The 14,159-nt window shown below is 75.8% G+C and carries 14 protein-coding genes; 7 read left to right on the top strand and 7 right to left on the bottom strand.

Features of this window, described 5'->3' with window-relative positions; all coding sequences use genetic code 11:
- Positions 1–57 precede the first annotated feature (57 nt).
- The 4 genes from ACI79G_RS00130 (at position 58) to ACI79G_RS00115 (ending at position 3,668) form a co-directional block, all read left to right on the top strand.
- Complete coding sequence (locus tag ACI79G_RS00130; protein ID WP_456878602.1) at positions 58–891, top strand: 5-oxoprolinase subunit C family protein; 834 nt, start codon at positions 58–60, stop codon at positions 889–891.
- Between the two features lie 123 nt (positions 892–1,014).
- Positions 1,015–1,614, top strand: coding sequence for a hypothetical protein (locus ACI79G_RS00125; RefSeq protein WP_456878600.1), 600 nt, complete (start codon positions 1,015–1,017; stop codon positions 1,612–1,614).
- Between the two features lie 9 nt (positions 1,615–1,623).
- Positions 1,624–2,199, top strand: coding sequence for a hypothetical protein (locus ACI79G_RS00120; RefSeq protein ID WP_456878598.1), 576 nt, complete (start codon positions 1,624–1,626; stop codon positions 2,197–2,199).
- Positions 2,200–2,420: 221 nt separating this feature from the next.
- Complete coding sequence (locus ACI79G_RS00115) at positions 2,421–3,668, top strand: MFS transporter (protein ID WP_456878596.1); 1,248 nt, start codon at positions 2,421–2,423, stop codon at positions 3,666–3,668.
- A 317-nt stretch (positions 3,669–3,985) separates the two neighbouring features.
- Here the strand turns inward: ACI79G_RS00115 and ACI79G_RS00110 are convergent, their stop codons facing one another.
- Entirely contained in the window at positions 3,986–4,843 is an 858-nt protein-coding gene (locus ACI79G_RS00110; RefSeq protein ID WP_456878594.1) for a LysR family transcriptional regulator, read from the bottom strand.
- A gap of 119 nt (positions 4,844–4,962) precedes the next feature.
- Between ACI79G_RS00110 and ACI79G_RS00105 the strand changes: the two genes are divergently transcribed.
- The gene (locus ACI79G_RS00105) at positions 4,963–5,997 is read left to right on the top strand and encodes an NAD(P)H-dependent flavin oxidoreductase (RefSeq protein WP_456878592.1); all 1,035 of its coding nucleotides are present in this window, start codon (positions 4,963–4,965) and stop codon (positions 5,995–5,997) included.
- A 47-nt stretch (positions 5,998–6,044) separates the two neighbouring features.
- Entirely contained in the window at positions 6,045–7,010 is a 966-nt protein-coding gene (locus tag ACI79G_RS00100; RefSeq protein ID WP_456878590.1) for an NAD(P)H-dependent flavin oxidoreductase, read from the top strand.
- On the opposite strand, the gene ACI79G_RS00095 is transcribed toward ACI79G_RS00100, so the two are convergent.
- Positions 6,998–8,458 carry a benzaldehyde dehydrogenase gene (locus ACI79G_RS00095; protein ID WP_456878589.1) on the bottom strand — a complete coding sequence of 487 codons (1,461 nt, stop codon included), beginning with the start codon at positions 8,456–8,458 and terminating at the stop codon, positions 6,998–7,000. The genes ACI79G_RS00100 and ACI79G_RS00095 overlap by 13 nt on opposite strands.
- Positions 8,459–8,567: 109 nt before the next feature.
- On the opposite strand from ACI79G_RS00095, the gene pgi reads away from it, so the two are divergent.
- Positions 8,568–10,199, top strand: a complete 1,632-nt coding sequence (gene pgi, locus ACI79G_RS00090) for a glucose-6-phosphate isomerase (RefSeq protein ID WP_456878587.1) — start codon at positions 8,568–8,570, stop codon at positions 10,197–10,199.
- 8 nt (positions 10,200–10,207) lie between these two features.
- On the opposite strand, the gene pcaC is transcribed toward pgi, so the two are convergent.
- From pcaC to pcaH, 5 genes are read right to left on the bottom strand one after another with little or no spacing between them, the layout of a single operon-like run.
- Entirely contained in the window at positions 10,208–10,639 is a 432-nt protein-coding gene (gene pcaC / locus ACI79G_RS00085; protein WP_456878585.1) for a 4-carboxymuconolactone decarboxylase, read from the bottom strand.
- Entirely contained in the window at positions 10,636–11,415 is a 780-nt protein-coding gene (pcaD, locus tag ACI79G_RS00080; RefSeq protein ID WP_456878584.1) for a 3-oxoadipate enol-lactonase, read from the bottom strand. Before pcaD ends, pcaC begins: the two co-directional genes overlap by 4 nt.
- The gene (gene pcaB / locus ACI79G_RS00075; RefSeq protein WP_456878582.1) at positions 11,412–12,737 is read right to left on the bottom strand and encodes a 3-carboxy-cis,cis-muconate cycloisomerase; all 1,326 of its coding nucleotides are present in this window, start codon (positions 12,735–12,737) and stop codon (positions 11,412–11,414) included. Before pcaB ends, pcaD begins: the two co-directional genes overlap by 4 nt.
- On the bottom strand, positions 12,734–13,411 hold the full coding sequence (gene pcaG, locus ACI79G_RS00070; RefSeq protein WP_456878580.1) for a protocatechuate 3,4-dioxygenase subunit alpha: 678 nt from the start codon (positions 13,409–13,411) through the stop codon (positions 12,734–12,736). Before pcaG ends, pcaB begins: the two co-directional genes overlap by 4 nt.
- Entirely contained in the window at positions 13,411–14,157 is a 747-nt protein-coding gene (gene pcaH / locus ACI79G_RS00065; RefSeq protein ID WP_456878578.1) for a protocatechuate 3,4-dioxygenase subunit beta, read from the bottom strand. Before pcaH ends, pcaG begins: the two co-directional genes overlap by 1 nt.
- Between the last annotated feature and the right edge of the window lie 2 nt (positions 14,158–14,159).

Below are 14,159 nucleotides of genomic sequence, written 5' to 3'. Positions count from 1 at the left end.
GGAGGTCACGCGACCGGGCCTGCTGCGTCGGAGGGCGGAGCGACGCGCTCCCTCACCGTGCTGGCGACCGGCCCGCTGACCACCGTCCAGGACGGCGGCCGGCCCGGGCAGGGCGCGCTCGGCATCGGCCGGTCCGGCGCCTGCGACCGGGCCGCCATGCGGCTGGCCAACCGGCTGGTGGGCAACCACCCGGACGCCGCCGTGCTCGAGGTGACCCTCGGCGGGCTCGTGCTGCGCGCGGGCGCGGACCTGGTGGTGGCCACGACCGGCGCCCGGTGCTCCGGCGCGCACAACGCCCCGACGGTGCTGCGGGCCGGGCGCGAGCTGCGGCTGGGCCTGCCGCCGACGGGGCTGCGCACCTACGTCGCCGCCCGCGGCGGGATCGCCGTCGAGCCGGTGCTCGGCAGCCGCTCGACCGACCTGCTCTCCGGCCTCGGCCCGCCGGCGCTCTCCGCCGGTGACGTGCTGCCCGTCGGCGAGCCCACGGCACCCATGCCGGGGGTGGACCTCGCGCCGGTGCCCGACCCGCCCGGCGGCGAGGTGACCGTGCGGGTGCTGCCCGGCCCGCGCGCCGACTGGTTCCCCGCCGAGGCCGCGGCCGCCCTGACCACGACCGCCTGGGAGGTGACCGGCGAGAGCAACCGGATCGGCCTGCGGCTGGCCGGGGTCGCGCTGGAGCGGTCGCGGACCGGCGAGCTGGCCAGCGAGGGCATGGTGCGCGGCGCGCTGCAGGTGCCGCCGTCCGGGCAGCCGGTGCTCTTCCTGGCCGACGCCCCGGTGACCGGCGGCTACCCGGTGATCGGCTACGTCGAGGACGCCGACGTCGACCGCTGCGGCCAGCTACGGCCGGGCCAGACGCTCCGCTTCCGCGGCGCGGTCGTCCCCCGCTGAGCGGGGTTCCCCGCAGGCGGCGTCGCGGTCTCCCCCTCCGTCACGCCGTCCGATGGCCGTGCAGGGCAGCCGCTAGCGTCCGGGACGAGGGGATTCGACGTCGACGCACTGCGGGGAGCGGACATGGACCGTCACGAGGTGCTGATCGTCGGCGGCGGCAACGCCGGCATCTCCCTGGGCGCGCGGCTGGCCCGCGACGGCGCTCCGGACGTCGCCATCGTGGCCCCTCAGCCGGTGCACCGGTACAAGCCGCTGCTCAACTACGTCGGCGCGGGGCAGGCGGCGATGGCGGACCTGGAACGCCCCCTGCGGGACGTCATCCCGGACGGGTGCGCGTGGATCCGTGACAGCGTCGAGGCGGTCGATCCGACCGCCATGACCGTGCGCACGCGCGGAGGACGCACGCTGCACTGCTCGACCCTCGTCCTCTGCCCCGGCCTCGTGGAGGACTGGGCGGCCACGCCGGGACTGCAGTCGGCGTACGCCGACGGGTGGGCCGCCTCCACGTACGTCCCCGGCGCCGCACCACAGGTGTGGCCGAGGGTGCGGTCGCTGCAACGCGGCTCGGTGGTCTTCACGGTGCCACCGGAGCCCGCGTCCTGCGGTCCGACCGCGCTCAAGCCGCTGTTCATGGCGTGCGACCACTGGCGGCGCGCCGGCGTCCTGCACGACCTCGAGGTCCGGTTCGTCCTGCCGGATCGGTCCGCGACAGGCGTGCCGTGAGCCGACGAGGTGCTGGAACGCGCCCTCGCCTCCTACGGCGTCGAGGTGCTCCGCGAGGCCCGCATCGAGCGGGTGGACTGGGACGTCCATGCCGTCACGGTCGCGTCGCGCACCGGACGGCGGGTGCTCGAGCACGTCGCCTTCGCGCACGCGGTCCCCCACTACCGGGCCCCGGGCTGGATCGCGGACAGTGGTCTCACCGTCGACGCCGCGCCGGGCCTCGTCGACATCGACCCCTCCACCCTGCGCCACCGCCAGCACGAGGCGATCTGGGCCCTCGGCGACGCCGCGAACGTGGCGACCCGCCCCTCCGGTGGGGCGCTGCGGAAGCAGGTCGACGTCCTGGCGCAGAACCTCGCCGCCGCCCGGGACGGGGAGGAGATGCAGCGGTACGACGGCTACACCGTCGTACCGATCACCGTCGAACGCCGGAAGCTGCTGCTGGTCGAGGTCGGCCGCGATGGTCGACCCACCCCGACGGCCCGGTGGGTCGACCTGGCCAAGCCCCGCCGTGCGACGTGGTTCTTCGACCGCTACGTCCTCCCGCAGATCTACTTCCGCCGCATCCTCCGCGGACGGGTGTGACCCGGAGCCGGCGGAGGAGCTGGGTCGCCACCCGGTCGGCCCCACCGGCACCTGACGTCGGCCACGACGACGCGACCGCCGCCTGCGGGCAGCCTCGCGCGCGCCGGCGTCGTCCCGGTGCGCCACCCAGACCCGGGGTCCTCCGCAGCCCACCACCGCTGCGGAGCGGCCGGCCGGTGCTGCGCGACGATGGGCGTCCCCGACCCCCTGGAGGAACGCGCGTGCAGACCGCCGACCCGGCGAACGAGACCGGCTCCCCACGCCGCTGGTGGGTGGCGCTCGCGCCCGCCGCCGCCCTGGTGCTGGCCGCCCTGTGCCTGCGCGCGCCGTTCTCGGCCGTCGGGCCGGTCCTCGGCGAGCTGGGCACCGAGCTGTCCGTGCCGCAGGCCGCGCTGTCGGTGCTGCCCGCGCTCCCGCTGGTCTGCTTCGGCCTGGTCTCCCCCGTCGCGCCCGCCTTGGCCGCGCGGCTCGGCGTCCAGCGCGCCGTCCTGGTCGGCCTGGCCGTGCTCGCCGCCGGCATCGCCCTGCGCACGGCCGGCACCTGGGGTCTCTACGCCGGCACCGTGCTGCTGTCGGCGGGGATCGCGGTGGGCAACGTGCTGGTCCCGGCGGCCGCGCGGGCCGCGTACGGGCGCCGCGCGGCACCGGTGCTGGGCGCGGCGACCGCCGCGATGGGGTTCTCCGCGAGCCTGGGCGCGGGCCTGGCCCAGCCGCTGACGACGGCGACCGGCAGCGCGGTCGCCGGGCTGACCGTGTGGTCCGCACCGGTGCTGCTCGCGGCCGCCGCGATGGCCCTGCTCGCCCGGCGCCGCGGGCCCGCGGCCGGCCCGCGGGTGGCCCGGCCGCCGGTGGTCGCCGTCCTCCGCGACCGGGTGGCGCTGGCGGTGACGGTCTTCTTCGGCCTCCAGTCGCTGGCCTTCTACGTGATGCTCACCTGGCTGGCCGACGTCCTGGAGGACGACGCCGGCACGTCCGCGGTCACCGCCGGGGCGCTCGTGGCCGTCGCCGCCGCGTTCGGCGCACCCTGCGCGCTCGTCGTGCCGCCGCTGGCGGCGCGGGCGCGGTCCCAGGTCGGGTGGGTGGTCGGCGCGACGCTGCTGTCGACCGTCGGGATCCTCGGGTTGCTCGTCGCGCCCACGGCCGCCCCGGCGGTGTGGGCGGTGCTGTGGGGCCTGGGCACGGGGACGGCGTTCCCGCTGGCCCTGACCCTGGTGCTGGTGCGCACCCGGGACGTCGCCCAGACCGGCCGGCTGTCGGCGGCCGCGCAGAGCGTCGGGTACCTGCTGGCCGCGACCGGTCCGCTGGCCGTCGGCCTGCTGCACGACGCGACCGGCGCGTGGCGCGCGGGGCTGGTCGTCCTGGCCGTCCTGCAGGTCCTCCAGCTCGGAGCCGGGCTGTACGCCGGCCGCCCGCGGCTGGTGACCGAGCCGAGGACGGACGCCGCCCGCGCTGCAGGAGCCCGCCACTGACCCCTGCGCCCTCCTCGACTGAGAACGCCAGGTGGGCCGGTCGCCACTCCGCGACCCCCGGGCTGCGACCACCGGTACCGGAACCGCCGGAGGGAGACGGCGCTGCACGGCCGGACCCGCCTCCCCGGAGCGCCGCCGATCCCGCACCGTTCTGACCTCCCCGGACCACCTGTCGGTTCGTCGCCGTGTCGGCTGGTCGCCATGTCGACGAGATGACACGGCGACCAGTCGATGACGCCCGGCCGGCTCGGGTGGACGCCCCGAGCGGCCCACTGTGGCGCACCTCGGCGGCTTTGTGGCACGCCCGTCCGCCACGCCTACACGGGATGAGCGGTGGCCGCGGTCGCGGCGCAGGTGACGAACCGGCGCACCAGCGGACTGCTGTGGCGGGGCCGGTAGGCGAGGCAGACGGAGACCGGTGGCGCCCCGGTCAGGGGGACGAACGTGACGCCGGGGTGGGTGCCGGTGCGGGCGGCCGACCGGGGGACGGCGCCGACGCCGCGGCCGGTGGCGACCAGGTGCAGCCACTCGTCGTAGTTGCCGCAGGTCACCACCCGCGTCGGGCGGTGCTCCGCCGGCCAGGAGTCCGGTCGCGTGGTGCCGTTGACGGTGTTGACGACGATCGGCTCGGCGGCCAGCGCCAGCCAGTCGATGGCGTCCTCGCCCGCCAGCGGGGAACGGGTGCTGAGGGCAGCGACGCGGTCCTCGTCGAACAGGGGCGTCTGCACCGTCCCCGACGTGGTGAGCCGGGTGCGGGTGATGGCCACGTCGAGGTCACCGGCCTCCAGGGCGGCGGCGACGTCGTCGCGGCGCAGGAGGGTGACCCTCGCCCCGGTGGCCTGCTCGAACCCGGTGATCGTCTCGGTGGCCCAGGGGTCGGGCAGGACCCACTGGAAGCCGAGCCGCAGCTCCTGCTCACCGCGGACGGCCAGGATCGCCCGGTCGAGGTCGGCGAGGACGGCGCGGCTGCGGTCGAGGAAGTCCCGGCCGACGTCGGTGAGCTCGACCGATCGGGACGTCCGTTCCAGCAGCCGCACCCCGAGCGCGGCCTCCAGCTGCTGGACGGTGCGCGTGAGCGCGGGCTGGCCGATCAGCAGCTCCCGGCCGGCGGCGGTGAAGGAGCGGTGGGTCGCGACCGCGGTGAAGGCGCGCAGGTGGCGCAGCTCCACATCCATGCCCGCGGAGCATAGGCGCGGTCGCAGCGGCATTTCCGGTCGCGGCGTCCGCTGCCTAGCGTCGTCGTCGGGCTCGTCGCGAGACCCACCGACCGTCCCGGGACGCTGGAGAGGCGCTGATGGCACGCACCGCACCCGATCCGCTGGGCAGCCCGCTGCCGCTGGCCGCCGCGCCGATGGCCGGCGGCGCCACCACGCCGGGGCTGGCCACCGCGGTCGCCGGGGCCGGCGCCTTCGCCTTCCTCGCCGGCGGCTACAAGACCCCCGAGGCGCTGACCGCCGAGATCGCCGAGGTGCGCCGCACCGGTGCGGCGTTCGGGGTGAACCTGTTCGCGCCCGGCACCACCGAGATCGGCGAGGTCGACCTCCGCCGGTACGCCCGCGAGCTGCAGCCGGAGGCCGAGCGCTACGGCCTCGACCTCTCCCAGGCCACGCCGGTCCACGACGACGACCGGTGGGCCGACAAGCTCGACCTGCTGCTGGCCGATCCGGTGCCGGTGGTGTCGGTGACGTTCGGCCTGCCCCGGCCAGTCGAGGTCGCCGCGCTGCGCCGTGCCGGCAGCCGGGTGCTGGTGACCGTCACCACGGTGGAGGAAGCCCGCGCGGCCGCCGACGTCGGCGCCGACGCGCTGGTGGTGCAGGGCAGCAGCGCCGGCGGGCACTCCGGCACCCACGACCCCCTCCGGCCGATCACCGAGACGCCGACCGCGGAACTCACCCGGAGCGTCGTCGCGACGACCGGGCTCCCGGTCATCGCCGCCGGCGGCGTCGACGGCCCACGGGCCGTGGCCGAGCTGCGCGCCGCCGGTGCGTCGGCCGTCGCCGTCGGCACCCTGCTGCTGCGCACCGACGAGAGCGGCGCCTCCCGCACCCACAAGGACGCGCTGGCCGATCCGCGGTTTCCCGACACCGTCATCACCCGCGCGTTCACCGGCCGCCCGGCGCGCTCCCTGCGCAACCGGTTCGCCGACCGCTACAGCGCCACCGGCCCGGCCGGCTACCCGGCCGTCCACCACCTGACCCGCGGGCTCCGGCAGGCCGCGGCTGCCGCCGGGGACCCGCACGGTCTGCACCTGTGGGCGGGCACCGGCTTCCGCTCCGCCACCACCGGACCCGCGCGCGCCGTCATCGACCGGCTCGCCGAGCTCCTCTGACCACTCCGACCGACCACCCACACCGCCAGCCCGACGGAGGAGACGCGATGACCCTGCACACCCGCTTCACCGAGCGCTTCGGGATCGAGCACCCCATCGTCTCCGCACCGATGGACGTCGTCTCCACCGCGCAGCTCGCCACCGCCGTGAGCCGAGCCGGAGGCCTGGGCCTCATCGGCGGCGGCTACGGGGACCAGGACTGGCTGCGCCGGGAGCTCACGGCAGCCAGGGGCACCCGCGTCGGGTGCGGCTTCATCACCTGGAGCATCGACGCCAGCGCCATCGACATCGCGCTGTCGCACGAGCCGGCCGCGATCTTCCTGTCCTTCGGGGACGCCGGCCCCTACGTCGAGCGCATCCACCGAGCCGGCGTCCCGCTCATCTGCCAGGTGCACGACCGAGCCGGGGTCGAGGAGGCGCTGCAGGTCGGCGCTGATGCGGTCTGCGTGCAGGGCGGCGAGGCCGGTGGGCACGGCAAGGGCACCCGGTCGACCTTCACCCTCGTGCCCGAGGCCGCCGACCTCATCGCCGAACAGCGCCCGGAGGTGCTGCTCCTGGCCGCCGGCGGCATCGCCGACGGCCGCAGCGTCGCGGCGGCGTTGGCGCTGGGCGCCGACGGGGTCGTGGCCGGCACCCGCTTCTGGGCGACACGCCAGGCAGCCGTCTCCCGAGCGGCCCACGCACGGGCCCTCGCCGTCACCGGCGACGCCACCCGGCGCACCGGCGTCTACGACATCGTCCGCGGCAAGGACTGGCCCCCCGTCTACACCGGCCGGGTCCTCGCCAACGACTTCGTGGTCCGCTGGCACGGCCACGAGACCGAACTGGTCGAGCACCTCGACGACGCGCGCGCGGAGTTCACGCACGCCGTCGAGGCCGACGACCTCGACCACGCCAACATGATCGTCGGCGAGGCGGTCGGGCAGGTCCACGCGATCGAGGACGCCGGCGACGTCGTGCGCACCATGGCCGCCCAGGCGGAGCGCATCCTGACGGAGCGTCAGAAGGGGTAGGCGGGCAGGTCGCCGCGCAGGGTGACCCACTGGGTCTCGGTGAACGCCTCGATGTTGGCCTGGGGTCCGCCGTGCCGGGAGCCGGTGCCCGACGCCCCGACGCCGCCGAACGGGGCCACGGCCTCGTCGTTGACCGTCTGGTCGTTGATGTGCACCAGGCCCGACGGGATCCGCTCGGCCAGCTGGAGGCCGGCGTAGACGTCCCGGGTGAGGATGCCCAGGGACAGCCCGTACTCGGTGCCGCGGGCCAGCTCCACCACCTGGTCCAGGCTGGAGAAGGGGGTCACCGGGGCGACCGGGCCGAAGATCTCCTCCCGGTAGGCGGGCGCCTCGACCGGGACGTCGCCGAGCACGGTGGGCCGGTACAGCAGCCCCTCGAAGGTGCCGCCGGTGCGCAGCGTCGCCCCGCCCTCGACGCTGCTGGTGACCAGGCCGTGCACGCGGTCGCGCTGGCCGGCGTCGATCAGCGGGCCCAGCGCCACCTCCTCGCGGAACGGGTCGCCGACCGGCAGCTTCTCGACCTTCTCGGTGAGGACGGCGGTGTACTCCTCGGCGATCGACTCGTGCACCAGGTGCCGGCTGGTGGCCATGCAGATCTGCCCCTGGTGCGCGAAGGTGCCCCACGCACCCACCGAGGCCGCCGCGGTCACGTCGACGTCGGGCAGCACGATGAGCGCGGAGTTGCCACCGAGCTCCAGGTGCGCGCGCTTGAGGTGCTGACCGGCCAGCGCGCCGACCGCGCGGCCGGCCCTGGTCGAGCCGGTGAACGCGATGACCCGCACCGGCGGGGCGGTCACCAGGGCCTCGCCGACGTCCGCGCCGCCGGGCAGGACCTGGAGCACGCCGGCCGGCAGGCCGGCCTCCTCGAAGACGCGGGCGAAGAGGACGCCGCCGGAGACGGCGGTGCGCGGGTCGGGCTTCAGGACGACGGCGTTGCCGAGCGCCAGCGCCGGGGCGATCGCCCGGATCGCCAGGATGGTCGGCACGTTGAACGGCGCGATGACGCCGACCACGCCCGCCGGCACCCGGCGGGCGAAGGACAGCCGCGGCGCCCCGGTGCGCAGCAGCTCGCCGTACGGGTGGCTGGGCAGCGCCGAGGCCTCGTAGCACTCCGCGGCGGTGGTGTGCACCTGGAAGTCGCCGAACGGCTGGATGGCGCCGGTCTCCCGGGCCAGCCAGCCCTTGACCTCGTCGGCGGAGGCCTCGAGCACCGCTCCGGCGCGGCGCATCACCCGCGCCCGGTCCTCGAACGGCAACGCCGCCCACGCCCGCTGGGCCTCGGCGGCCCGGTCCGCCGCGGCGGCGACGTCCTCCGGAGTGGCCCGCCCGACCGCGCCCACGACGTCCCCGGTCGCGGGCTCGACCACGTCGTACGTGCCGCCCGACCCGTCGGTCCACGCACCGGTCCAGACCTTCCCCTGCCACGCGCCGTCGTCCAGCAGTGCCATGCCTGTCCTCTCGTCGGGGCGGGCGGGGCCTGGGGTCGCCCCGCGGCTCGCCTCCCGGCAGGGTAGGAGGCACGGCAGCCGATCCGTCGGCCGGGAGCGGGAGGGGTCCATGGGCATCACGAACAGCGCGGAGTGGCAGGCGCTGGCCGAGCACCACCGCGCGGTGCGCGACCGGCACCTGCGCGACCTGTTCGCCGAGGACCCGCAGCGGGGCACCGAGCTGGTGGTCACCGCCGGAGACCTGTACCTCGACTACTCCAAGAACCGGCTGACCCGCGAGACGGTGCGGCTGCTCGCGGCGCTGGCCGAGCGGGTGGGCCTGCGCGAGCGCACCGAGGCGATGTTCCGCGGCGAGCACATCAACGCCACCGAGGACCGCGCCGTCCTGCACGTGGCGCTGCGCGACCCCGCCACCCGCGGCCTCGTCGTCGACGGGCACGACGTCAACGCCGAGGTGCACGAGGTCCTCGGCCGGATGGCCGACTTCGCCGACCGGGTGCGCGGCGGGGCGTGGACCGGGCACACCGGGGAGCGGATCCGGGCCGTGGTGAACATCGGCATCGGCGGCTCGGACCTCGGGCCGGCCATGGCCTACCTGGCGCTGCGCGACCACTCCGACCGGTCGCTGACCTTCCGGTTCGTCTCCAACATCGACCCGACCGACCTGGCCGAAGCCACTCGCGACCTGGACCCGGCCACCACGCTGTTCATCGTGGCGTCGAAGACCTTCACCACCCAGGAGACGCTGACCAACGCCAAGGAGGCCCGCCGCTGGCTGGTCGAGGGTCTCGGCGGCGACGAGAAGGCCGTCGCCAAGCACTTCGTCGCCGTCTCCACGAACGCCGAGAAGGTCGCGGAGTTCGGCATCGACACCCAGAACATGTTCGGCTTCTGGGACTGGGTCGGCGGCCGGTACTCGTTCACCTCGGCGATCGGCCTCTCGCTCATGGTGGCGATCGGGCCGGAGCAGTACCGGGAGATGCTGGACGGCTTCCACACCGTCGACGAGCACTTCCGCACCGCGCCGTACGAGGAGAACCTGCCGGCGCTGCTGGGCCTGATCTCGGTCTGGTACGTCGACTTCTTCGGCGCGCAGAGCCAGGCGGTGCTCCCCTACTCGCAGTACCTGGCGCGCTTCCCCGCCTACCTGCAGCAGCTGTGCATGGAGTCCAACGGCAAGTCGGTCACCCTCGACGGCTCACCGGTCGACGTCGCCACCGGGGAGATCGTGTGGGGTGAGCCGGGCACCAACGGCCAGCACGCCTTCTACCAGCTGCTGCACCAGGGCACGGTGCTGGTGCCGGCCGACTTCCTCGCCTTCGCCCAGCCCAACCACGACCTCGACGGCATGCACGACCTGTTCCTGGCCAACTTCCTGGCCCAGCCGCGCGCGCTGGCCTTCGGCCGCACGGCCGAGGAGGTCGCCGCCGAGGGGACGGCGCCGGACGTCGTCCCGCACAAGGTCATGCCGGGCAACCACCCGTCCAACGCGATCGTGGCGCCGAAGCTGACGCCGTCGGTGCTCGGGCAGCTGGTCGCCGCCTACGAGCACCGGGTCTTCACCCAGGGCGTCGTCTGGGGCATCAACTCGTTCGACCAGTGGGGCGTGGAGCTGGGCAAGGTCATGGCCAACCAGCTCGCGCCGAAGCTGCAGAGCGCGTCCGCGCCGGAGTACGACTCGGACTCGTCCACCAACGCGCTGGTCCGGCTGCTGCGGGAGGGCCGCGGCCGGCCGGCCTGAGCCCGTCGTCAGTCGCCGCGCAGCTCCGCCAGGATCGGCGCGGCGACCTTGAAGGCGTGGTTGGCCGCGGGCACGCCGGCGTAGACGGCGGCGTGCTGGACGACCTCGGCGATCTCCTCGTCGGACAGGCCGTTGTTCTTGGCCGCCCGCACGTGCAGCGCGAACTCGTCCCAGTGGCGCAGCGCGATGGTGATCGACAGCGTCATCAGGCTGCGGTCGCGGCGGGACAGGCCGGGGCGCTGCCACACGTCGCCCCAGGCCACCCGGGTGATGAAGTCCTGGAAGTCGGCGGTGAACGGCGTGGTGTTCGCGACGGCGCGGTCGACCCAGGCGTCGCCGAGCACCTCCCGCCGGGTGCGCATGCCGGCAGCACGGCGCTCGTCGTCCGTGCTGGGGTGCGGAGCCCGGCGGGCGTCGCCGGTATCGGGCAGCTCGCTCATGCGTGCCCGCCCGCCGCGTCGAGGTGCGCCAGGAGCGCACCGGTGACCTCCAGCGGCTGCTCGAGGTTGGGCAGGTGCGCGCCCGGGCTCACCGACACCAGCGAGGCGCCGGCGACGCCCTCGGCAATCGCCTGCTGGTGCGGCGGCGGCAGCGCGGGGTCCTCGGCGCCCGACACGACCAGCGTCGGAGCAGTGATCCGCGCCAGGTCCTCGCGCAGGTCCACCGCCGCCACCACCTCGCAGCACAGCGCGTAGCCCTCGTCGTCGGCGCTGACGATCATCGCCTCGAGCCGCGCCACCAGGTCCGGGTGCTCAGCGGCGTACGCCGGCGTCAGCCACCGGCTCACCACCGTCGGTGCCAGCGGCGCGGTCCCGCCGGAGCGGGCCGCTGCGGCGCGGTCGAGGAAGCCCTGCGGGTCGGGCTTGGCCGACGTGGCCAGCGCGACGAGCCGGTCCACCCGTGCGGGCTCGCGGGCGGCCAGCCGCAGCGCCGTCATCCCGCCCAGGGACAGCCCGGCAACGTGGGCCCGCTGCACGCCGAGCCGGTCGAGCAGCGCGACGACGTCGTCCACCAGGTCGTCGAGGGACCAGGGCCCCGCGGGGGACGGCGAGTCGCCGTGGCCGCGGGTGTCGTAGGTGACCACCCGGTAGCGCTCGGCCAGCGCGGGCACCTGCGGGTCCCACATGCCGCGGGTGGCCCCGAGCGAGTTGGACAGGACGACGACCGGCGCGTCGGCCGGCCCGTCCTCGGTGTACGAGACCTCGACGGCTGTCATGGGCGTCCCTCCGTGAGTGCGGCGTGCTCGGCGAGCGCGGCGTCCACCTGGGCGCCGGCCTCGCCGACGTCGGGTGTACCGGCCGCGAGCACCGCACGCACGTCGACGTCGGTGCGGGCGGCGACCACCTCGGCCAGCGGCCGGCCGCTGTCGCGGGCCTCGCGGACGGCCGCGGCCGCGGCGTCGTGCGCAGCCCCCTTGCCGAGGGTGGCCGCCAGCGCCTCGGCGAGCGCGCCGGCCAGCGGTCCCTCGGCCGCGGCCGCGGCGGTGGCGGCCATGCGGGCCGGGTCCGGGCGCAGCCCGCGCAGGCTCTCGGCCAGCCACGACGACGCCGACCCGACGGTGGTCAACAGCTCGGTGAGCGTCGGCCACTCGCTGTGCCAGGCGCCGGCGGCCCGCTCGTGCTCCTGCTCCATCGCCGCCAGCAGCGTGGCGACGAGTCCCGGCGCGCGGCGGGCGCAGGCCCGGGCGGAGATGGCGGCCACGGGGTTGCGCTTGTGCGGCATCGCCGACGACCCGCCCCGCCCCTCGCCCACCTCGGCGACCTCCGCCACCTCGGTCTGGGCGAGCAGCACCACGTCGACGGCCACCGTGGCGACCACGCCGGCGGCGGCACCCAGCGCCCCGGCCAGGTCGGCGACCGGCAGCCGGACGGTGAACCACGGGACGGCGGGGCTCGTCAGCTGCAGCTCCTCCGCCAGCGCCGCCCGCAGCGCCACGCCGGCCCCACCGCTGGCGGCCAGCGTGCCGACGGCGCCGCCGTACTGCACCGGCAGCTCGGCGACCACCTCGGCCAGCCGCAGCCGGGCGCCGTCCAGCCCGGCCAGCCAGCCGGCGGCCTTGAGCCCGAAGGTCGTGGGCAGCGCCTGCTGCATGAGCGTGCGGCCGGCCAGGACGTCGTCCCGGTGGGTGCGGGCGAGCTCCGCGACGGTCCCCGCGGCCGCGGCCAGGTCGGCGTCGACCGCGGCGATTGCGTCGCGCGCCATCAGCAGCAGCGCGGTGTCGAGCACGTCCTGGCTGGTGGCCCCGACGTGGACGGCGACGGCGTCGCGCTCGCCGACCGCGTCCTGCAGCACCCGCACCAGCGGCGGCACCGGGTTGCCGGCGTCCGCCGCCCGGGCCACCACGGTCGCCAGGTCCAGCCGCTCGGGGTGCGCGCAGGCGGCGGTGACCGCGTCGGCCGCGGTGGCGGGCACCAGCCCGGTGCGGGCCGCAGCGCGGGCCAGGGCGGCCTCGACGGCGAGCAGCGCCCGGAACCAGGCGTCGTCGGAGACGGCGGCCGCGGCCCCGCCGCGGGCGAAGGTCCCGGAGAGCAGCGTCATACGGCGAAGAACACCGTCTCCCGCTCGCCCTGCAGGTGGATGTCCAGGCGGTAGCCGTCGTCGGTCGGCTCCGCGACCAGCGTGCGGCGCTGCTCCTCGGTCAGCCCCCGCAGGACGACGTCCTCGGCGTTGGCCGCGGCCTCGTCGGCGAAGTAGATGCGGGTGACGACGCGGTCGAGCAGGCCGCGGGCGAAGACCGAGACGTCGATGTGCGGCGCCTGCAGGCCGCCCTCGCCGTCGGGCACCCGGCCCGGCTTGAGCGTGAAGATCCCGAACTCCCCCGGCGGGTGGACCGTCGAGACGCGGGCGTAGCCGCGGAAGCCGGGGTGGGTCGACGCGCCGCGGGGGTCCTCGGGCGACGGGAAGCGCCCGTCCGGGTCGGCCTGCCAGGTCTCCAGCATGGCGTCGGGGACGACGTCGCCCGCGCCGTCGAGCACGCGGCCGCGGATCCAGATCCCACCCTCGGTGCCCTCCGCCGCGGCCCAGATGCCGTCCGGCCAGGTCAGGCCGATGGCCAGGTAGGGCCCGACGGTCGCGCTCGGGGTGGTGCCCAGCCGGAACGGCTCGGTGAGGAAGCCGGTGCCGCGCTGCCCGGACCGGGGCTGGAACGGGGTGGCCGGGTCCGGCGGGACGTCCAGCGGGTCCACGAACCGCGACGCTCCCTCGGCTGCCATCACGCCACATCTCCGTCGTCGTCGGTCTCGAAGGGGGTCTGGTCGGTGCCGCGCAGCACGATGTCCCACTCGAAGGCCAGCGCCCAGTTGTCCTGCGTGCGCTCGAGGGAGTACCGGCTGACCGCCCGGTGCCGTGCGGCGGGAGGGATGGCGTTGAAGATCGGGTCCTGGCCGAACAGCGGGTCGTCCGGGAAGTACATCTGGGTGACCAGCCGCTGGGTGAACGCGCGGCCGAACAGGCTGAAGTGGATGTGCGCGGGCCGCCAGGCGTTGTGGTGGTTGCCCCACGGGTAGGCGCCGGGTTTGACCGTCATGAACTCGTAGCGGCCCAGGCTGTCGGTCACCACGCGGCCCAGCCCGTCGAAGTGCGGGTCCAGCGGCGCCGGCCAGTTGTCGGCGACGTGCCGGTAGCGACCGGCCGCGTTGGCCTGCCACACCTCCACCAACGCGTCCGGCACCGGGCGGCCGTCGCTGTCGAGGACCCGCCCGTACACGAGGATCCGCTGGCCGATCGCCTCGCCGCCGTTGCGCAGGGTCAGGTCGGCGTCCTGGGGCAGCACCCGGTCCTCGCCGAGCACCGGGCCGGTGACCTCGGTGAGCCGGTGCGGCAGGTCGACCGGGGTGCGCAGCGGTGCGCGCAGCGCCGTGCTCCGGTAGTCGGGGAATCCGACGGGCGTCCGCTTCTCGGCGGGTTCGCGCAGGTAGCGCGGCAGGATCAGCCTGCTCTCCGATGTGGTGCCGGTCATAG

The organism is Geodermatophilus sp. SYSU D00779, assembly GCF_054050595.1.
Note: the sequence above shows the minus strand (reverse complement) of the source record. Positions and strands in the feature narration are given on the sequence as shown.